This is a genomic window from Pirellulales bacterium (assembly GCA_036267355.1).
Classification (GTDB): Bacteria; Planctomycetota; Planctomycetia; order Pirellulales; family DATAWG01; genus DATAWG01.
This window is the reverse complement of record DATAWG010000073.1, coordinates 83,075-103,289: the sequence shown is the minus strand read 5'-3', so window position 1 is coordinate 103,289 and position 20,215 is coordinate 83,075. Positions and strand designations below refer to the sequence as shown.

The following is a 20,215-nucleotide window of genomic DNA, read 5'->3' as shown; positions in this document are numbered from 1 at the left end:
CGGCTATTGCCCGATGGTGTTGGTCCGCGTCGCCGTGCTGCTCTCGGGCACCTTCTTCGGCGCAGACGATCGAGATGTCGAAACACCCGGGGCCGGCGCTTGCCGGACGATCGTAATCGGGCCGATGTCGGGAGTCTTTTCGCCGCCCACCAGCCGATCGCGAGATTCCCACGTCATGCGGTGCTTGTGGAGATGCGTGAGGTAGTTGGTTGACGAGGCCGCTTTGCCGTCGCTGGTAACGCCGGCAGTCTTGATGATCCACTGGTTGCCTTCATGGGTCCACGTGCCATCGACGAAGCCTCCTTCGGAATCAAAGGACCAAGAGCGGATCGTTTTTGCCAGCGGATCCCAGCCGAAGCGCTGTGTCCCCTTGATCGCCATTTTGCCTTCGAAATTCGCCGAGAAATCGCCGAGGATGTAGTGATGATCGTCCGACCAGCGATACGACGTGTGGACCACCGAGTCGGGGCTCTCGTCAATCCAGTCGCCGATCAGCCAATGCAATTGCTGCAATTGATCGACGCCGGAGGGTTGCTCTTCCGATAAATCGCGAGCGGTCGCCATCCGCCATTGGCCATTTTGTTTGACGTGAACCGCTTCATACCGCTCCCGCTCGGCGGGTTGTTCACGATCGTGAGTAACCAGCGACGTGCCGGTTTCGACGGCCAAGGTGGGACTCAAAAAATGGATATTCGCGATATCGTCTTTGATCGTCGTCTTCGGATGTTCTTTAAAGATGTCGACGAACTCCGCTTCGATGGCGTCGCGGCCTTGGTGCGTCGTTCCGTCTTCGGCGACGATTTCTCCCTCGGGAATAAACAACGAGGCGATCGCTTTGGCATCGCCGGCGTTATAGTCTTTGCTGAATGCTGCGACGACTGCGCGAATTGCCGTTTCATCCGCGGATTCTTCAGCGTTCGCCAACTGGCCGGACGGTTGGGTCGCAGCATTTGCTTGCGGCTGCGTCGATTGCGGCCGCGTGGATTGTATTTGCGTCGATTGTGTTTGCCCAGCCGGCTCCGCGGCACCTCCGGCCTGGCCGAGCGCGATGCCAGCAGCCGTAATCGCACATAACGCACCGATGCAGATGGGTCGAGTCAGCGTGGCCGATGGTGGCATGCTAATTCCTTTCATTCCGGAAACTCGAGAAGTCTTTCAGGCGGCTGCAACTTAGATGCCGAGCGGGACCAAATGCCCGAGCCACACGCCCCATTTAAGTCAAAAATACGCCAAGAATCGGGTTGGCCAAATAGATTAGTTCCGAGACGCTAGCGATTTCCACGCCGTCAAGCGTGCAAAGAACGTGCACATTGGACTCCGAAACCGCAGAGTTTTCCACAGGCCGCCACGGTTTCTGATCCGTTTCTGATCGGCCCTATTCAATTATAGGAAGCGAGGGAAACGCGATTCGATCCGACCGGTCGCCTTGATAAGATTTAACCCCTGGGAGGGCCGTGAGGCGCCGTCGCTGCGCGCGAGATTCGTGAAGGGTTTTTTTTCCGTCCGGCCGTTACTCGCCCCTCGCCTCTCGTCCCTCGCCCCGAACCACCCCTCTCAGTTCGGCGGCGAGGAAAAACGAGCCGGTCGCGCAAATCAGATGATCGTCGGTCGCCAATTCGCATGCGCGGCGCCAAGCCAACGCGGGCGTATCGCAGAGCTCGTGCGGCGTTGCAAAGATCGACGATGCCAGAGCTGCCAGTTCGTCGATCGAAACGCTACGCGGATTGGTGGTGTAGCGCGTCAGCAAAACGTGATCGAACCGTGGCAGCAATAATTCGAGCATTTCGCGGACCTGTTTGTCTTGCGTGGTGGCAAAGATCAAGATTCGCGGCGCCGACGTCGAAAAGCTCTCGTCGAGCGTTTGTAATAACGAGGCCACGGAAGCGACGTTGTGAGCCGCATCCACCACGACAGCCGGCCGCCGGCGAACGATCTCGACGCGCGCCGGCCAATGCACTTCCGCGAGCCCCCGGCGAATTGCCGACTCGGAAATCTGCCAGCCACAGGCGCGAATCTGCTCGATCGCCGCCAGCGACACCGCCGCATTGGCGGCTTGATGTCGGCCCACCAACGCGAGCCGCAAATCTGCATAGCGGACAATGCCGCCGCTGGTCGGCATCAAAAAATCGATCGTGCCAGCCGACTCGCTTTGGTCGAGATCGCGCGGCACTTGGTAGCGATAATCAAAATCTCTGCCGAGTTGAATGATCGGTGCATCCTTGCCGAAGCGAACCTCTTCGATCGCGGCTTGCGCTTCGACGTTCATCACTCCGCTGACCACCGGCACGCCCGGCTTGATGATGCCCGCCTTCTCGCGGGCGATTGCGCCGAGAGTAGAACCAAGTTGCTTCATGTGGTCGAAGCTGATGCTGGTGATGATCGACACCAGCGGATGGACGACATTGGTCGAATCGAGCCGCCCCCCCAGGCCGACTTCAACCACCGCGATGTCGACCTGTTCGGCCGCGAAATGCAACAACGCCATCGCCGTCGTGATCTCGAACCATGTCGGCGCTAAATGATCCGACGACGACCGGTCGGGCTCGATCCCCGGCACAGCATCAAGCGCCGCGACGATCGGCCCTACACGATGCACGAGCGAAACCAGCGCCTCGGGCGAACAATACTGGCCGTCGATGATGATCCGCTCTTCGAGCCGATCCAGGTGGGGCGACGTATACAGACCCGTGCGATAACCGGCCGCGGTGAGGGTCGCCGCCGTCATGGCGGCGCAAGAACCTTTCCCTTTGGTGCCGGCCACGTGGATCGTCGGATACATTTGCTGAGGGTTTCCAAGCCGGCCGAGCAATTCATGCATGCGGTCGAGCCGGAACTCGCGTAGCGGCGATTGTGCGGTCGTGCTCCGTTCGTAATCGATCCGTCCGAGGAGAAACTGCATCGCTTCGTGGTAACGGGTCGGAGAGGGCGCAGCCTCCGGCGCGGGTGAAGATATGGCGATGGGCTGCATACGCTCTCGCGGCAAAACACGGCATGGGCCAAGCCGCTAATTTAGCCCCCGCCCGACGAATTGCAACGCGAAAGCGAGGCGGCCCGCCCGTGAAAACTCTGGCCGTCGAGATGCTTTGTTTTCCCGAAATAAGCGCGACGGGGCGCACTGCCTGCACGTTTAATGGCAATCCAGATCGACGTCGCCGCGCGGTCGCGGCGGGCTCGGCACGCGGTTCATTTTGGCTCCCGACGGCGCGGCTGGCGACGTGGCGGCTGCCGGACGCGACAAACCCGCGCCTTGGGCGATGGCGACTGGCGGTCTTTCCGGAGAGAAATACCACTTATCTCCGGAGCAATTCCAGGTTTGATACTCCACGACAGCGGCGGTCGCCGTCGGGCTAGCCGCCTCCGAGAGTCTAGCGGAAATTTGGACATCGAGGATGGCGCCGTCGTTGTCGTCCCGGTGGACCGAGACGGTCTTAATCGCGAGATCCGACGGCGGAAGCCCGGCCAACGCTGCCGGAACTGGCGTCGATGCAATCCATGCCCCCAGCTTCGCTTCGTCGGCCGAACGCACGAACTGCCTCATCGCCACTTTGTCCTTGGCGAGCCATGCTTTGGTGAACAGCGGCGCGCGTGCCGATGCCGAGGCCGGCATGCCGCGGCCCCACAAGCCGATCGACCAGCCGCCGAAAAGATGGCCGGCGACGGCGACAGCCAAGGCCATCGCCGCAGCCAGTCCAGCGAGTGAAGCAACCCGCGCTGGCCAACTCAGCGCCAACACGCCGACGATGGGAGTCGCGATTCGTTCCGAGAGGGCACGCCGGCCCAATACGGGATGGTGCGATACCCGGGTTCTAGTGATGTAGGACATTGGACTTCACCCGATTGCCAACTATTCGCCTTGCGATTCACCTTGGACCGGCAGCAGATTCGAATTCATGATAATCTCGCCGCCGGCGCGGGTCGACAGTGCTTGCCAAGTGGCCAAATCCACCAGATTCGAAACGAAATGCACGGAGCCATCCATGTAGGAGACGTTCACGCCGCCGATGTGATAGCTGCGCGAGGTGACTGGTCCGAAAGTCGGGTTCGTGTTCGAGGTTCCCTCGTTCTGATTGTCGAAGTCGACGTCGTAGATGTTGCCGTCGGTGTAGGTGTAATTGACGGCGGTGTTCGGGGTGAACGTGGTCGTGAAACCAGCCTGGGGCGTACGGCCGTCGCCCCATTCATCGTGTCCCGTGTTTTGCTGCAGGCTTGGCCCGAGCCGGAACGACGAGGTGCCGGGAATCGACAAGGTGGCGAGCACTCCGGCGGGCGTAGCACCAGTTGTGCCGGGGGTCGGAGCCGGCGGCATGGTGGCATCGGTATAGCCGGCAAGTGTGACATACGGCTGGAACGCCTTGACCTCGGCGGTCATGAGAGTCTTGCTTGTTCCATCGACGAAAGCGCCGGGTGTGAGCTGGGCATTGCAGAAGAACGCGCCGTTGCCACCGGTGTTGGCAACTGGATCGTAGCTGAGCCAAGTGCCGAGGTTGAACGCATAGTTGGCCGGATAACTGGCGGGCGTCGCCGGAGTGACCGCAGTATCCATAGCCATCGTGTCGTTTTGCTCCGAGGGGCAAATGTAGCTGGCGATGCGGACGGTCTGCAGCACCACGCCATTTGGCAACGTGTAGCTGCCGGGGCTTTGCGAAAAATCGATCGCCTTGTAGACGGCCCCCTCTTCCATGAATGGCAGGATGCGAGCCAGCGTGCTCCAGGAGCCGCCCGTGAGAGCTTTGCTGGTGGAGGTGTTCCACGCCAAGGTGCGAGTCGGAGGGAAATAGCCGTAAGCGCTTTCAAAATTCAATGTGGCCAAAGCCAACTGATGCGAGTTGTTTTGGCAAGCAGCCCGACGCGCCGCCTCGCGAGCCGACTGAACGGCCGGCAATAGCAGTGCGACCAGCAAGGCGATGATCGCCATCACGACGAGCAATTCGACCAGCGTGAAACCTTTCCGAGGCGATCGCAGTGACATGGCACTTCTCCGATGTTGAATTCGGGCTCTTGCGGGAAAAACGAATCGCCGAATCCTTGATGCAATTGAGACTCAGTATCAAATGAATGCCCGATTCTAGCCGATCGACTCGGCCTGTCAACCGGTTCTTTGCTCGCCTCCCCAAACTTTTTTCCCCTCGCCGACCGCCGGTGCATTCTTGCGGCTCCTTGAATCGCGGTGACGACGCTCCTATAGTGAAGTCCGAGGCGGGCACCCTGCTCGGCGGCCTGTCGCGGGGGACAAGTTCTTTTCTGTTGCCAAAATCGAGCGGTCGAACTTCGGCCGCGGCGATGCCGTACAAGAACTTGTGGCTCAAATCGTTGCGCCGTTCGGCGACCGGAGACACGCCACTTCCCATCGCGTCTTGCCAGAGCGTTGTTACCGCTTCTTCGTCCCCTAACCCCTCACCCTAACTCCTCACCCTATTCCTCATGGCGACGCAAGTGGCTCCGGCGGTTCAGCCGCCCGTGGTCGGCGACAGTAATGTGGTCGTCGAAACCCGAAACCTGTCGAAGGTTTATCGCGATTTCTGGGGCCGGCAAAAGGTCCGCGCCCTAAAACCCCTCGATCTGAGTATCCAGCGCGGTGAAATCTTCGGACTGCTCGGCCCGAACGGCTCCGGCAAAACCACCACGATCAAATTGCTGCTCGGCCTGCTGTTTCCAACGACGGGCGAGGCCCTGATCTTCGGCCGCGACGCCACCGACGTATCGAAGAACGAGCGGATCGGATTCTTGCCCGAAGAATCGTATCTCTATCGCTTTTTGAATGCCGAGGAGACGCTCGACTTTTACGGCCGGCTATTCAACATGCCCTCGGCCGTTCGCCGCCGCCGTACCGCAGCGCTAATCGACATGGTCGGGCTGAATTGGGCGAAGCGCCGTCAATTGCGCGAGTATTCCAAGGGGATGGCTCGCCGCATCGGGCTGGCCCAAGCGCTGATCAACGACCCGGAACTGATTCTTTTGGATGAGCCGACCAGCGGCCTCGACCCAATCGGCACGCGCGAAATGAAGGATCTGATCCTGAAGCTAAAGAGCGAAGGGAAGACAATCATCATGTGTAGCCACCTGCTGGCCGACGTGCAGGACGTGTGCGATCGGATTGCGATCTTGCACCAGGGAGAGCTGAAAGAACTGGGCCGCGTCGATAGCCTTTTGCGGATGCGCGACTTGACGCAAATCCGCGCCTCCGGGCTAGACGACGCCGCCAAGGCCGAGATTCGCGCCGTCATCGAGCGGCATCACGGCACGCTGAATTCGATGGATAACCCGACCACCACGCTCGAAGAACTGTTCCTGTCGATCGTCCGCGACAGCGAAGCCCGCCCAGGCCGCCGTGGCCGAATTGAAGAGGACGGCAAAGCGTAGCAGGCACACTCCGTGTGCCGTCGGCAGCGGAATACGGCAAGCGTGCTAGAGAACGGCGAAGGCCGGTTTGCGGTGAACCTTTTGGCGAGGTTTGGCGGATTCGGTTTGGAGACGTTTGACTAACGCGGACGGCACACGCAGCGCGTGTGAAAGAATGGGGACTGGCTCCGTACTCGCTTGATGAAACACCGGCAAAACTGGTCGGCGCGAGGCGCCTGTCCCCATTCTTTCACAGCCTCGCAGTGTGCCTGCTATATAACTACCGAGCATATTGATGGTTCGCGATTTCGTCATTCCGCCGTCATATCTGGCTTGGCTGCCCGATGCCGTGCTGCATTATCTTTTCGTGGTCGGGCTGCTTTCGGTGGCGGGGTTGGTGTTCGCGTTCTTCGTGGCCGCGGTGCGGCATGGCCCGATGCGTTCGGGCGACATGATCTATCGCGTTATGGCGTCGGTTTGGTCGGATTTGCTCAATTTTTCGCCGCGGCGGGTATTCGCGCTGGCGCGATTGGCGGTGCAAGAATCGATGCGGCGCCGGGTGTGGGTCGCGCTGGTGATCTTTGGCGTCGTGCTCTTGTTTGCCGGATGGTTTTTGAATCCGTCGTCCGATCCGAACAAGCTCAGTAGCTTCGATCCCGGAAAGCTCTACATTAATTTCGTGCTCACGGCGACGACCTATCTCGTCATGCTACTGGCGATCTTTTTGAGCGCCATGAGTCTGCCAAGCGATTTGAAAAACCGCACGATCTATACGATTGTCACCAAGCCTGTGCGAACCGGCGAAATCGTGCTCGGCCGCATTTTGGGTTTCGCCGTGATTGGAACAGTGCTGCTGACGGCGATGGGCGCGGCCAGCTTTGTGTTTGTGAACCGAACGCTGAACCACACCCACACGCTTACCGCAGCCGATCTGAGCGATCTGCCGCCCGATCCCGGCGCGATCAGCTCCGGCGGCAAAGAAGGCTACACGTCGATTGACCATAATCACCGGCATCACGTCGTGCTCGATGCCAATGGCAACGGCGTGACTGACGTGCAGCAAGGGCATTATCATCATGTCCACGGTGAAATGGGGAAAGATGGCCGGATGCATTACACGGTCGGGCCCCCCGAAGAGCAGCTTGTCGCCCGGGTGCCCATTTATGGCAGCCTGCGAATTCTCAATCGCTCGGGCAAGCAGGGCGAGGGAATCAACATCGGCAAAGAATGGACCTATCGCAAATATCTCGATGGCGGTACGCCGATGGCCGCGATTTGGACCTTCACCGGCATTACGCCCGACCGCTTTCCCGCGGGCAAGCTGCCGCTCGAGATGTTGCTGCGTGTGTTCCGCACCTACAAGGGCGAAATCGCCGACGAAAAGAAAAACAATCGCACCCTCGGCATCCTCGGCAGCATCGAACTGGTGAATCCGGAGCAGCCGAGCATGAAGAGCAACGCGATCATCTTCCAGGTCAAAGACCAGGTGATCGACAAGCACTACATCCCACGCAAGCTCGAGCGCAACACCGATCGCGGTGTGACCGCGGTCGACGTGTTCGACGATCTTACCACCAAAGACGGCCGGCTCGAATTGCGGCTCCGCTGCCTGTCGCCGTCGCAATACATTGGCATCGCCGAGGGCGACGTATATCTGAAATCGAGCGACGGCTCCTATCCGCTGAATTTCGTCAAGGGGTATTTCGGCATCTGGATGCAGATGGTGTTGGTAATCGGATTTGGAGTGATGTGGAGCACCTTTCTGAGCGGGCCGGTGGCGATTCTGGCCTCGCTCGGCATGCTCATCATGGGATTCTTCACTGAGAATGTGCTCGCTCTGTTCACGGCCGTGATCGAGCACAACTATAAGCTCGTTCCCGGCGGCGGACCGGTTGAATCGCTGATGCGGCTCGTCGAACATTGGAATATCACCATGGTCTTAGACCCCACCGTGGCGGTTCAAGTGGCGCAGTTCGTCGACAAGATTTTGATGACGTTCATGGCAGCTGTCGTCCAGGTGCTGCCGAACTTCAACGACTATGCCAACGTGCAATTCGTCGCCGACGGTTTCGACGTGCCGATGACGCGCATCCTGCAACAAGCCACGCTCGGTTTTGGTTTTTTGATCGCCCTCTTCCTCGCCGGACACATTTTCCTCCGCATGCGTGAAGTGGCCAAATAGGGTGAGGGATTAGGGGCGAGGAAGCCAATCCCCGCTCGGAGTCTTCACTATTCGCTTCTAACCCCTAACCCAAGCCCCTCACCCTAATCTCCCATGGGCCAACAAAAGGCATTTTGGTGGAAAGTCGGCTACATCGTAGCGATTTTCGCACTAGTAGTCCCGCTGCATTTGCTGAGCCAGCCGGCGACGCGGCACAGCGATGGCGGCAAGCTCGCCCGGCTGCGCAAGGAATACGATCTGAGCGAGGCCAATCTCGGCGAAGTTGACGTTTCCGCCGAAACCGTCAAGCTGGCCACGCTCGGGCTGCGAGGCATCGCGGTCGATATCCTCTGGAACAAAGCGGCCGACTACAAAATGAAAGAGGATTGGGCCGGTTTCGGCGCCGTGCTCACCCAAATCGCTTACCTCCAGCCCCATTTCTATTCCGTCTGGGATTTCCAGGCCCACAACCTCACCTACAACACGTCGGTCGAGTTCGACGACTATCATGCCCGCTACTACTGGGTCATGGAAGGCATCAAGTTTCTCAAGCTGGGGCAGAAGGAAAACATTCACGAGCCGCGGATTACCGGCCGCATCGGCTGGTTCATCGGTCAGAAGATCGGCAAGGCCGACGAGCATCGGCAATATCGCCGCCTCTTCAAGCAGGACGATAAATTCCACGCTGAAGACGATCCGTCGCGCCCCCTATCACAGCGCGACAATTGGCTCGTGTCGTACTCGAAATACAAACAGGGTCAAGAACAGGTGCGCCGCGGCGATCCGCTCCGCACGACGCCCCTGATCTTCCACTCGCAGCCGATGATGTCGCTGATCAGCTACGCCGAAGACCTCGAAAGCGACAGCACCGCGGGCGAAACGCCGAAATTCGGCGAGGTGGCCAAGAACGCCTGGGACCACGCCGACCGCGAAAAAGACGAATTCGGCGCTCGTGATCTCGCCGCGCCGGACAACACGATCGTGCATCTCAATGCCGAAGAAGATCTCATCGCGCGAGAAAAGCGCCTGGAAGAGCAACTCGAAAAGTTGCTGCCCGGCGAATTCGAAAGAGTGAAACTGGCCACTCGCGACAAGCAAACGCCGCAACAGCGCATCTCGCTCGACTTGCCCTTCGACAAGCGAACCGCGCCGCAGGAAAACGATTGGATCCTGTGGTGGAACGAGGTTGCGGAGCGCACCAGCCCCGACCGCCGCGCCAAAGCCCGCAAGCTGGCCGCCGACCTGACCAATACCGAATCGGCAGCCCGGGAAATTCGCATGTCGCGCGACATCGTGAACTATAACTACTGGAAAACGCGCTGCGAGGCCGAGCCGACCGACGACGCGCTGGCCGCCCGCCAATTGATGTATCAAGCGGGCCAGGAGCAGATGGAAGCCCGGCCGACGACCGCCAAAAAACTCTACGAGCAATCGTTTGCCGCGTGGCGCAAAGTGCTCGATCGCTGGAAAGTGCTCCGCGAAGACACGCTGATGGCCGAAGACCTGGCCGACGTGGTCGAAAAGTATCGCGACGTTTTGCGGCAGTTGGCCGGCGCGGATTCCAAGTTTCCCGCTCATTTCATCCTGCAAGACGTGCTCGATCTCAACGACCGGACGAATCCCCGGCCGAAAATGGCAGTGAAAGGGGAACCGCAAACCGCCGCCAAAACGAAGCCAACTGGCACAAAAACGCCGGCCGAAAAAACTCCCGCCGCCCAGCGTCCGGATAGCAAATCTCCAGCTCCGGCAGCGCCAAAAAGCAAGGCGCCCCCGGCCGCTAAGCCGCCGGCAACCAAGTCGGATGGAAAACCTTAGGATCCGCCGAACGCCATGCCCACGGCGCGGGCACGTGAAGGTCGTGCCGGCGCAGCTACAGTATGGCGGATGAGTTCGTCATTGCGAAATGTCATTGCTCGCGTGCCATTGATTGCCGCCTGGGCTGCTTGGAGGCGCCGTGGATACGGCGGATTCGGCCGACGGATTGTAGTATTCGTCGGCCGCGGAAGGCGACGATGTCGTGGGATGCTGCGTGTCGGAAGCAGATGATCGTGCCGAAGCCGCGCGAACGTTTGGGCGGCGGTCGGCCAACTCGGAATCGTGCGGACGTTCTTCCGCCGTGTCGAGCGATTTTTCGCTCGGCCGATTCGCCGCGACGGTTCCCCCCGGTCCTCTGGCACCATCATCGCACATCCAAGGCGTAAACACCGGACGTGTCGGCACGGGGTTGAACATCGAATGCGGCGCCAACACAGGTACGCCATCGGCGTCGCAATCTGGGCAATCATCGCCATGCCGCCATGGCCATTTGAGCGAGATCGGCCCGCGCGGCAAACATCCTTGCAGCGTCAACAATGCCGCGGTCAGTAAGATTGCCCAGCATGCGAGTCGCAGCGGCACTTTGCCGATCGGCGTTTTTCTGCGATCCATTTTCATTCGCGGCAATTCCAAGCGAGCGTTGTTAGTTGCGTCCTGCTTCACGCCATTGCAGCATTGCTAGCAAGTTGCCGGCAAATCATTCGTTGAATGGCGGAGTGCGTGTCGTCATCGCAATCCAATCGGCCAGCGGCCGGCAGAAACTTTGGCACAACCGGCAAAGGTCCGGCAGTTTGCCAGGACCTTGCGCGCCCGTTAACTCCGCCTCCACGGTCTCTGCTTCTCGTCTTACCCCGCCCGAACCGATCTATCAGCACTATGCCGGCCCAGATAAAATGGGTACTTGCAGATGGGGCGCACCAGACAATCCGGGCACCAGCGGGAACGATCGGCGAACATGTTGCGATATCTGACAGCCGGCGAATCGCATGGCAAGGCGCTCGTGGCGCTGGTCGATGGATTTCCGGCGGGCGTGAAAATCCACACCGCGCCGATCGATGCCGAACTGCACCGCCGGCAAGGCGGCTATGGCCGAGGCGGCCGGCAGCGAATCGAATCCGACCAAGTCGATATCAAGAGCGGCATCTGGCACGACACGACCCTCGGCAGCCCCATCGCGCTCGAGGTCGTCAATCGAGATTACAAACTCGAACGGCTGGTTGATTTGGAGCGCCCGCGGCCCGGCCACGGCGATCTGACCGGGGCAATCAAGTATCTCGGATCGATCCGCGGCACGCTCGAACGAGCGAGCGCGCGGGAAACGACTGTGCGCGTCGCGGCGGGAGCGCTGGCGGCACAATTGCTTGCCGAGTTCGGCATTCGTGCGTTGGGCTATGTCGTCGAATTGGGAGGCGTCGCGGTCGTGCCGCGGCCGGGAACGCTCGAAGAGCACCGGGCCCTACGCGATCGGAGCGAACTGTACACGCTGAATCCCGATCAGGATGAGCAATTCAAATCGATGATCGACGAATGCGGCCAGGATGGCGATACGCTAGGCGGCATCCTCGAGGTGCGGGTCGAGGGCTTGCCGTTCGGTCTGGGAACGCACGCCCAATGGGACCGCAAGCTCGACGGCCGGCTGGCGATGGCGGTCATGTCGATCCAGGCGATCAAAGGTGTCGAGATCGGGCTGGGATTCGAGGCGGCCCGACGGCGCGGCTCGCAGGTTCACGATCCGATTCGGTTCGATCCTTCTCAGGCCGGTTCGCCAAATTTGGGATATGTCCGGCCCACCAACAATGCCGGCGGCTTGGAAGCCGGCATGACCAACGGCCAGCCGCTCGTGGTTCGGGCCGGCAAGAAACCGATCAGCACGTTGCGCAAACCACTGGAATCGGTCAATTTGCGGACCAAAGAGCCGGAGAACGCGCAATATGAGCGGAGCGACGTGTGCGCGGTGTCGGCAGCGAGCGTGATCGTGGAAAACGTGGTGGCATTCGAGGTGGCGGCGGCGCTGGTGGAAAAGTTCGGCGGCGACAGTTTGACGGAAATGAAATCGCGCTACGAATTGTTTTTGAAAGCGGCCCGCGAGCGATAGAGTCAAGAAAATTGCCGGTTTGACTTGGAACCCGATTCGAGGGAACGTCGATTGCGGCGAGTCGGCCGCGAATTCGTAATGAAGCCGAAAAGCCTATGCGAACGACTGTCAGTCGATAGCATTCGTGAATTTCGCGCCGCCGCTAAACAACGCGACAAAGACGCGGCGGCGCTAGCCAATATCGCCGATCGCACGGCACGGCGGCGATCTACTTGTGGGGCTATGCTGTGGAAAGTCGACCCGGCGGTACGCCCTAGCGATCCGGTGACGTTGGAACAGTGCAAGGATGCGATGAGAACAATGGGAGCATCGACGGTCATAGATCCAGAACGCCCGCAATTGCGATTTTCGAGGCTGGAGGACGCGCAAGAATGCTTGAAGCGCCTGGCCGAAACGCTTCCGGGGAGCGAGCAGGTTTGGATCGTCCATCAAGAACTTCCTCCAGCCGATCGGATTCCCGTTTTACTCTGAGGCACCGAGACGAACTCGCTTCCGGTGCTGCTGACAAGGAGGTCCGGCAAATGCACGATCGAACGCGGCGGCAACTTTGCCGAATTGCATTCTTGATGCTGTGTGTGCTACCGTCGGCGGTCGTTCTGATTTGGACCGCTTGGCGCGGCGGCAAGGGACACCAGCGGGCCTGTGCGGCGGAATTGTCGCACACCGTGGGCCTGAATATTGCTTGCGCCGCGGTGTCGTTTCCGCGGCCGGGGATCACGCTGTATCAAGGGGTTGAACTGTCCGACCCCGAAACGGCGTCTCCCTTGGCACGAATGCGGTTTCTGGAAACTGGCGGCAGCGGAACCACGAGCGTTTGGGTGGCATCGCAGCCCGAACTCGACGCCGCCCAACTCCGTGATTTCTGGCTGCTGGTGGATCAGCGTTTGCGCGAAGCGAGCGACACCGCCGCGACCACGCGGATCTCCGCCGCCGAGGCAACGCTCCATTGGCCGGCCGGCGCGCAAACGCTGACCGATATCGTCGGCCAAATCTCGATGCCCGCCGACGGCGAGCCGCGGACTGCGATGCTCAGTTTTCGGATTGCTGGAATTGACATGCCCGAGCCGGTGCGGCTGCGCGTGACCCGTCAGCGCGACAGCACGCCTACAAGCATGGCCGGTGCCAGGGGCTCGCAACTGAAAACCAAGCTCGAGTTCGACACCTGCGGCGGCGCATTGCCATGCGCGATGCTGGCTGTTCCCCTCGGCATTGCGAATCACCTCGGAACGCAGGCGAAATTTCGCGGCTCGGTTTGGGCGACCGAAACGGCCGACGGTTGGGACGGAGAGCTTTCGGGCCAGTTTACCGACGTCGATCTGCAAATCCTCGTGAGCGAGCAGTTTCCGCATCGGCTGAGCGGCGCCGCCGAAATCACTGTGCAAAAGGCTCGCTTCCGCCACGGGCGATTGGAAGAAGCGGCCGGCACGCTGTCGGCCGGCCCGGGCGTGGTTAGCCAGTCGCTGGTGGCGGCAGCGATCGAGTTTCTGCATCTCGCACCCCGGCCTGCGAATCATCATGCGGAAGATATGCTACGGCAATATGAGCAACTTTCACTTGCGTTCGTGGTCGACGCATCCGGGCTGACATTGCACGGGCAGTGCTCGGGCGCAGCGGGCGCCGTGATGCGGCTCGGCGATGGGACGGTGTTGAGCGAGCCGGCAGGGTCTTCGGGCCCGATTGCGGCGCTGGTGCGCACGCTCGTGCCGCAAAGCGCAGTGCAGGTGCCGGCGACGAGAGAATCCGGTTGGTTGATCGGCCGCTTGCCGGTGCCGCAAGTGGTTCTACGGGAAGACCAGCCGCCGCAAGGGCGGTTGCGACTCGAACGCAATCCGTAAACCAACCGCTCCAACTCGGCTCCGCCAAGCTGCGAGCCTATTGTAGCAGGCACACTCCGTGTGCCGTCTGCGCTGCTCTTTGGGTAGCCCGCTGTGTTGCGCGGCCGGCACACGGAGTGTGCCCATAGGTTGGCTGCGAGTGCGCGCGGCTGCCATGCCCTCTGCGCTGAGCAGTCGGCATGTCACGTTATGCCGTCGCGGGATGCGGCGGGTTGCGGAAGCTACGCCAGAGGCGCTTGGGGAGAGAGCCCATGATGATTAGTGCGAGTTGGCTGGCGACAAAAATCGAGAGCCAAAGCGCGACGCCATTCGTGAAGCCATACGAATGCAGACCGGCGCCGAGTTCGTTTACGCCGAACCCCGACCATGCCACGGCAATATTGCCGCCGATGGCCAGCACCGCCAGCCCACGGTCTTTCACGATCCCGTCCCAGCGGGCATGCAGCACGAGGGCATTCCAGATGACGATGATCAGAGCCCCGTTTTCTTTCGGGTCCCAGCCCCAGAACCGGCCCCAAGAATCATCGGCCCACAACCCGCCGAGCACTGTGCCGACAAAGCTGAAGAAGATCGCGAAGCAGAGCACGCCGTAGATCATGCGGATGATTGTTTTCGATCGATCCGACGACGTGGCGAGGTCGTGGGCGACTATTCCCGTCAGCCCACCGGTTAGTGCCGCGTAAACTGCCAAACCTTTTGAACGAGGGGTTATTCGACGTTGGCTCGGAGATAGGGCCGGAGTCAAAACGCCGAGAACAACATACAACACACCCAGCAACCCCGCAAAAAATGTCGTCGCGTAGCCGAGCGTGATGCAAACCACATGCGTGGCGAGCCAAAACTGCGTATCCAGAACGGCCTGCATGACCGTGAACGTGTCGCCGCTGCTGGCGAGAAAGTGGGCGATCAATAGCGTCATGAAACCTGCCAGAGCGCCGATCAACGTTCCAAGGCCGAGGCCAAAAAACACCTCCAGCAAAAGCCCCATCCCGACGCCGGCCCACCCGATGAACAACGCGGCGGAATAGAGATTCGTTACCGGCGGACGGCCCGAAATATAGATCCGGCCGATCATCGCGGCCGTGTGCAGCACCAGCGTCGCGGCGACGAGCCAGAATGCCGCGCGATTCAGCGGCACGCTCCAGCCGAGCAGCGCAAAGCAGGCCAAACTAAACGCCACCAGATAGAGAATCATTCCGTAAAAGAATGGCTCGAAATGGTTGAAGAATGCCTCGAAATCAAGCTTGTCGGCATGTTGGATGAGCCCCAGTTTCCGGCTAACGACGGGCACGATCCATAGCGAAGAGTTGTTGCTCTCAGCCATGAGTTTCGGCGGCGAGGCTACGAGCGAAGCGGCATATTTGGCAACCGATGCATTGAACTCCGCGGCGTTTCTTTTCACGTAGTCGTGGAAGATGCCGGCGAGGGCGACCGTGTTCGGATTTCCCTCGCTTCCGTGGATCACGCGATCGATGAACGCTTGATCGATGGCCGTGGCAAACGGCTCCCATTCCCCGTTGCCATTTTCCGGCGGAACCGACAGCGGCACTTGCCGCTGCGCCAGATCGGCGTGAAACTTCGGCATGTCTTCGCGAAGCATGCGGCCAATTTCCTCGGCCACGGCCCGCGCGCCCTCGGGATCTTTCCGGATTTCTTCAGCGCTCGGCAGCGGCGGAAGATCGAGCGGTTGAAAGGAATCCTGCACTGCCCGATACACGCTCAATCGCCGGGCAAACTCCACGATCTGCCGCTGCAGCGGAGTGCGCTCGGCTTCGACCACCGAATCGGCCTGCTTCCACTGCTTGCCGAATTCCTTCAAGCCGTCGCGAAAGTCGGCGATCGAGTAGCGATTGTCTTTCCTGCGGCGAAGGAAGCTTTCGTCGGCCGCGATTGCCGCCTTGTCTTGTTCGGCCTGGGCATTCTTGTCGCTCGACCGGGCGGCGAGATTTTTTTCCGCGGTGGTTTGCTTGGCGGTGAGACCGAGCATGTCGCGCAGTTCCGAATCGTCGATGTGGAACACCGGTTCATTCGCGGCGACTTCGGGATCGCAGATCACATCCAAAAGCCATTCGATGGCCGGATGCTGATGCTTGCGGCGCTCGACGCTGGTGCCGTCTTGCGGGTCGCTATCCGTCCACGTTTGCTTTTCGGAGATGGCCTTCAAAGCGTTGCGGGCCAGCGTGTCAAACGGCTTGACGCGGCCTTCATAGACCACTGGCAATTCGCCGAACTTGTAGAAATTCAGCGCATCGGGCCGCGAAGGGGGCGGCACCGCAAAGCTCAGCGCCCAACCAACCAACACCGCCACAGCCACCCACGGAAAGAACTCGCCAAGCATCGACGACCAGGAACGATTCAAGATCTTCTCGCGGGCCAGTTCCGCCAGCGGGACTGCCGGCTCGGATTCGTCGCGCGGATCGAGCGAGCCGCTTGCTCGACGGCGCAAGAACCGTGTCAGCACGGTCAAGAAATGCGACAGCAAACCCACGGCCACGATCATGCAGCCGATATACGGAATCATCCAGCCACGGTTGGCTACGACGGTGAGCGTCGTTTGCGGCTCGCCGGATTTCGGGTCGATGCCGAAGCCGCTTTGGTAGAAGGTTTCGCCGTTGTAGCGAAGTGGGTTGTTCATCCAGATGTGGATGTTGTCGCGATCGGTGCGGTTGGTGGGATCGATCAGATGGATGTCCGACGAGAAATTCCGCGGCGTGTCGGTGCCGGGATAATTGTCTTTTCGCGCTTCGAGCAACTGCACCATGAATGGCTTGTAGGTTCGCTTGAAGCGCAAGGCGACGTCGTAATTCTTGCCCTCGACCGTGACTGATTGCGTTTCCTCGGGTTCCAGGCTGACCAGATACGTGCCAAGCGGCTCGTCGGTCCCCTTCTTCTCCAGCGTGACATACGCCGCAGAGATATCGACCTTGGAATCGGTGTCGGTGCCGGTGCCTGCTCGTTCGGGCACCGCATACCATTCGAGGCCGAGGCCCGCGGTTGCCAGATTCGCCTGTCCCTTCGGAACCGGGCGGCGAATATCCGCATTCTGCATGAACTCGACGACTTTCACGTCGAACGGCAACCGTTCGTCGCGAATCACGTTATTGGGAAACAGCATTTGCTTCGGCACCACGACGACGCTGTTTTCCGTCTTACCGGCCGAATCGACGACGGCCAATTCCACCGTGCGGATGTCCTCGACGTAGTTGTGCACGGCGCCGGGCGTCATCCGCATTTGCGCTTCGGCCGACGTCATGCCGACATACAGTTCGTTGAACATCATCAGCGCGACACCGGCGTGGATCAGCACGATCGCGCCCCGTTTCTTGAACGCCAGCACACAACCTGCCAACAATACCAGCCCGAGAAATCCCCCTTGCACCAATTGCCACAAGATCCGCATCGACGACGGATCGGGCACATAGTCGCTGCGATACAGCAGGCACGCCAGAACACATCCCTCAATGACCGTTGCCGCCGCGAGCAAGCCCAGTTCCAACCGCCGGCTCCAATCGAGTTTGACGAGGAAATAGACCGTGCCCGCAAGCAGGCCAGCCAGCCCGAGCTTCATGCCAATCCAAAGAATCTTCGCTCCCATTTCGGCGAGCCATTGTTCGAGAGCCGATTGAACGGCCGCACCGCCCGGCGCACCCGAGGTTGCCATCGCGCCCAGGGCGCCGGCGCTATTGACCACTCCCCACGTGAGCAAGATGCCGGCGCCGATCACTGCCAAGCCAGCCCACAATCGGGTGCCGCGCGCCTGAATCTTGAATCGCAGCGCATGCGCCGCCAATAGATTGACCACCAACAGGGCGCCGATCAGCCAGCCGCCGGGGAACGGAAAACCGCCAGGGACGTGCAGTGTGCGCGGAAAGAAAATTTGCAGGTCGATCCAAGTGAAAAAAGAGCGGAAATAATGATGCACCACGGTCCAGACATCTTGATTCACCTGCGCCACGGTTCCGGCGAAAATGATGAAAATCGCGAACGCAAATAGAACGACCGTCAGCTTCAACGACGCCAATGGCCGCAGTAGCGTGACCCATAGGCTCCTTTCTTTCGCGGCCGGTCGCGGTTGCCGACCGCGGGGCGAAAGATAAGGGTCGTTCGAAACGACGTTGGTTGCCATAGGCTGCGATCCTCAAGAAATCCGCTTTGACTTTCAACCCGCAGTTAACCCCACCAGCAATTCAGCACTGCCAGACGGCGCTGGCCAGTGGCACACACGGCCGCATCGTGTGCCACTGGCCAGCGCAGTCGGCCAGTGGAATCGCCGCTAAACGCAAATTTATCGCATGCGGCTGAACGTCGGCCGACGTCGCCGCGGTCAAAACCTCACCTCAACTCGCGGGGCGGCACTGGCAGACTGCGCTTTGCCAGTGGCACACAGTCCATTACCCGCCGACCGAAATTTGCCGGCGTCGCAAGGCCGCCTTCTTTGGTTCATTGTCCGGCAAATTTGAGCGACTTCAAAAACGACTCGAACTTCGGCTTTTCGCGCTCGGCCAACTTGGTGTCGCCTTGCAGCTTGACAAACCACACGCGGTCGGCCGTCGCCGCCATTGCTCCCAGGATCGTTTGCTGCGGCGCGGGATCGGCCGGTCCGGTTAGGTTTACATAACTTCCTGGCGCGCCGCCGATCGACATCGGCTTGACCACGTTGCTCAAATCGTCGGCGGTGATTGGCGGCAGATGCAGTTGTCCGCGCCAGCGGTTTACGTTGGGCAATAGATCGCCGGCAAATGGGGGCAAAGCGACGACGGTGATCGCAACTTCTTGCGGGCCGTCTTTGACTTCGAATGCGGCTTTGCGCATCTCATTGAGTTGGCCGGGCTCCCATCCGGCGGGTGTTTCGTACTTCAGATCGGGCGACGATTCGGCCGGCGGCGGGGTGGAATCGGCAGTCTGATCCGGAGTGATTGCGGGATGGTCGGGCGGAAGTTCGGGATGGGCAGGCGGGGGAGCGCTGCCGTCAGGCTGGAAAGCCTGACCTACGGGGTGGCCGGGCGGCAACGCGCCGCCGGCGAAAGGGGGCATCATCATGCCGCCGCGCAATTTGCCGACGAGATTGACGAGCGTCGCCGTTTCGCCGCCGATGTCAACCGTTTTCGTTTCTTTCGCCAATTGATCGCCGGCGATCGGCTTGAGACCCAACTGGCCACGCCAACGATTGACGTTTTGCAGCACGGCTCCTTGGGCCGCGGCCGCCTCGGGGGGCTTGGAAAGCATCGACACCGAAACTTCAAGCCGCGGCGGCCCGGGAGTGATCTCAATCGTGGCAAATCGCATGGCATTGCCCGGCTGGCGCGTCCAACCTTCGGGCAGCGTCCAATCGGGAGGCGATTCGGCTCCGTCAGCGAAATGGATCGACGACATAAAGCTCAAAAATGGAGCCGCCTGCTTGGCGACTGCCTCGTCGGGTCCGGCCAGCTTGAAGAACCAGAACTGCGAGCCGTGCGGCACGACCGCAGCAACCATTCGGTCGGTGCCGGGACCGTTTGTGGCAACCGCGTCGGGCGATTCGTGGAAATATTTCTCCGCCAATACGTCGGGCTTTTCGACCGTGTATTGTTCGATCTTTTCTGCCGGACTACATCCGCCGAGCGAAGCCAGCAGCCCAACCAAGCAAACTAGCCCGAAGCGTAAGCGAGGGAGCGTTTGCCACCGTAGCCCGAAGCGTAAGCGAAGGGCCGTTTGCCACCGTAGCCCGAAGCGTAAGCGAGGGGCCGTTTGCCATCGTAGCCCGAAGCGTAAGCGAGGGAGCGCCTCGCCCAACGTTGCCAACTCGAACCGAGTGTGAGCACACGATGCAGGGCATCCTCGCTTGCGCGTCGGGTTGTTGTCGAAAAGATTGCCCATATAGAACCGAATCTCCGACCGCCCGGCCGTTCGAACCATTTCACGGCGACGACCAGCCCGCGCCGGATGAGGTGGGTGCCGGATTCGATATTGGATAGTTGAAAGTGGGCCGTG

The 20,215-nt window shown here is 60.4% G+C and carries 13 protein-coding genes; 6 read left to right on the top strand and 7 right to left on the bottom strand.

Translation table 11 applies throughout. The features are described from left to right. Positions 1–3 precede the first annotated feature (3 nt). The 4 genes from VHX65_11495 to VHX65_11480 all read right to left on the bottom strand — a co-directional run bounded on the left by VHX65_11495 (position 4) and on the right by VHX65_11480 (position 4,969). Positions 4–1,119 (bottom strand): SgcJ/EcaC family oxidoreductase, encoded by a 1,116-nt coding sequence (locus VHX65_11495; protein ID HEX3999166.1) that lies wholly within the window; start codon positions 1,117–1,119, stop codon positions 4–6. A gap of 391 nt (positions 1,120–1,510) precedes the next feature. After that, positions 1,511–2,899, bottom strand: a complete 1,389-nt coding sequence (locus VHX65_11490; protein ID HEX3999165.1) for a folylpolyglutamate synthase/dihydrofolate synthase family protein — start codon at positions 2,897–2,899, stop codon at positions 1,511–1,513. 228 nt (positions 2,900–3,127) lie between these two features. Then, entirely contained in the window at positions 3,128–3,823 is a 696-nt protein-coding gene (locus VHX65_11485; GenBank protein ID HEX3999164.1) for a hypothetical protein, read from the bottom strand. A 21-nt stretch (positions 3,824–3,844) separates the two neighbouring features. Then, positions 3,845–4,969, bottom strand: coding sequence for a DUF1559 domain-containing protein (locus VHX65_11480; GenBank protein ID HEX3999163.1), 1,125 nt, complete (start codon positions 4,967–4,969; stop codon positions 3,845–3,847). A 452-nt stretch (positions 4,970–5,421) separates the two neighbouring features. Between VHX65_11480 and VHX65_11475 the strand changes: the two genes are divergently transcribed. The 3 genes from VHX65_11475 (at position 5,422) to VHX65_11465 (ending at position 10,315) form a co-directional block, all read left to right on the top strand. After that, the gene (locus VHX65_11475; GenBank protein HEX3999162.1) at positions 5,422–6,360 is read left to right on the top strand and encodes an ABC transporter ATP-binding protein; all 939 of its coding nucleotides are present in this window, start codon (positions 5,422–5,424) and stop codon (positions 6,358–6,360) included. A 274-nt stretch (positions 6,361–6,634) separates the two neighbouring features. Next, positions 6,635–8,521 (top strand): ABC transporter permease, encoded by a 1,887-nt coding sequence (locus tag VHX65_11470; protein ID HEX3999161.1) that lies wholly within the window; start codon positions 6,635–6,637, stop codon positions 8,519–8,521. Positions 8,522–8,614: 93 nt separating this feature from the next. Continuing rightward, the gene (locus VHX65_11465) at positions 8,615–10,315 is read left to right on the top strand and encodes a hypothetical protein (GenBank protein HEX3999160.1); all 1,701 of its coding nucleotides are present in this window, start codon (positions 8,615–8,617) and stop codon (positions 10,313–10,315) included. A 78-nt stretch (positions 10,316–10,393) separates the two neighbouring features. Here the strand turns inward: VHX65_11465 and VHX65_11460 are convergent, their stop codons facing one another. Continuing rightward, positions 10,394–10,933 carry a hypothetical protein gene (locus VHX65_11460; GenBank protein ID HEX3999159.1) on the bottom strand — a complete coding sequence of 180 codons (540 nt, stop codon included), beginning with the start codon at positions 10,931–10,933 and terminating at the stop codon, positions 10,394–10,396. 337 nt (positions 10,934–11,270) lie between these two features. Between VHX65_11460 and aroC the strand changes: the two genes are divergently transcribed. From aroC to VHX65_11445, 3 genes are all read left to right on the top strand, one after another. Further along, positions 11,271–12,410 carry a chorismate synthase gene (gene aroC, locus VHX65_11455; GenBank protein HEX3999158.1) on the top strand — a complete coding sequence of 380 codons (1,140 nt, stop codon included), beginning with the start codon at positions 11,271–11,273 and terminating at the stop codon, positions 12,408–12,410. Between the two features lie 78 nt (positions 12,411–12,488). Next, positions 12,489–12,881, top strand: coding sequence for a hypothetical protein (locus tag VHX65_11450; protein ID HEX3999157.1), 393 nt, complete (start codon positions 12,489–12,491; stop codon positions 12,879–12,881). 50 nt (positions 12,882–12,931) lie between these two features. Continuing rightward, positions 12,932–14,245: a hypothetical protein gene (locus tag VHX65_11445; GenBank protein HEX3999156.1), complete on the top strand. Its 1,314-nt coding sequence runs from the start codon at positions 12,932–12,934 to the stop codon at positions 14,243–14,245. A 187-nt stretch (positions 14,246–14,432) separates the two neighbouring features. Here VHX65_11445 and ccsA read toward each other — a convergent pair whose 3' ends face one another. Both ccsA and VHX65_11435 read right to left on the bottom strand, forming a co-directional pair. Further along, positions 14,433–18,371 carry a cytochrome c biogenesis protein CcsA gene (gene ccsA / locus VHX65_11440; GenBank protein ID HEX3999155.1) on the bottom strand — a complete coding sequence of 1,313 codons (3,939 nt, stop codon included), beginning with the start codon at positions 18,369–18,371 and terminating at the stop codon, positions 14,433–14,435. A gap of 314 nt (positions 18,372–18,685) precedes the next feature. Continuing rightward, positions 18,686–19,867 (bottom strand): hypothetical protein, encoded by a 1,182-nt coding sequence (locus VHX65_11435; protein HEX3999154.1) that lies wholly within the window; start codon positions 19,865–19,867, stop codon positions 18,686–18,688. Positions 19,868–20,215: the final 348 nt, after the last annotated feature.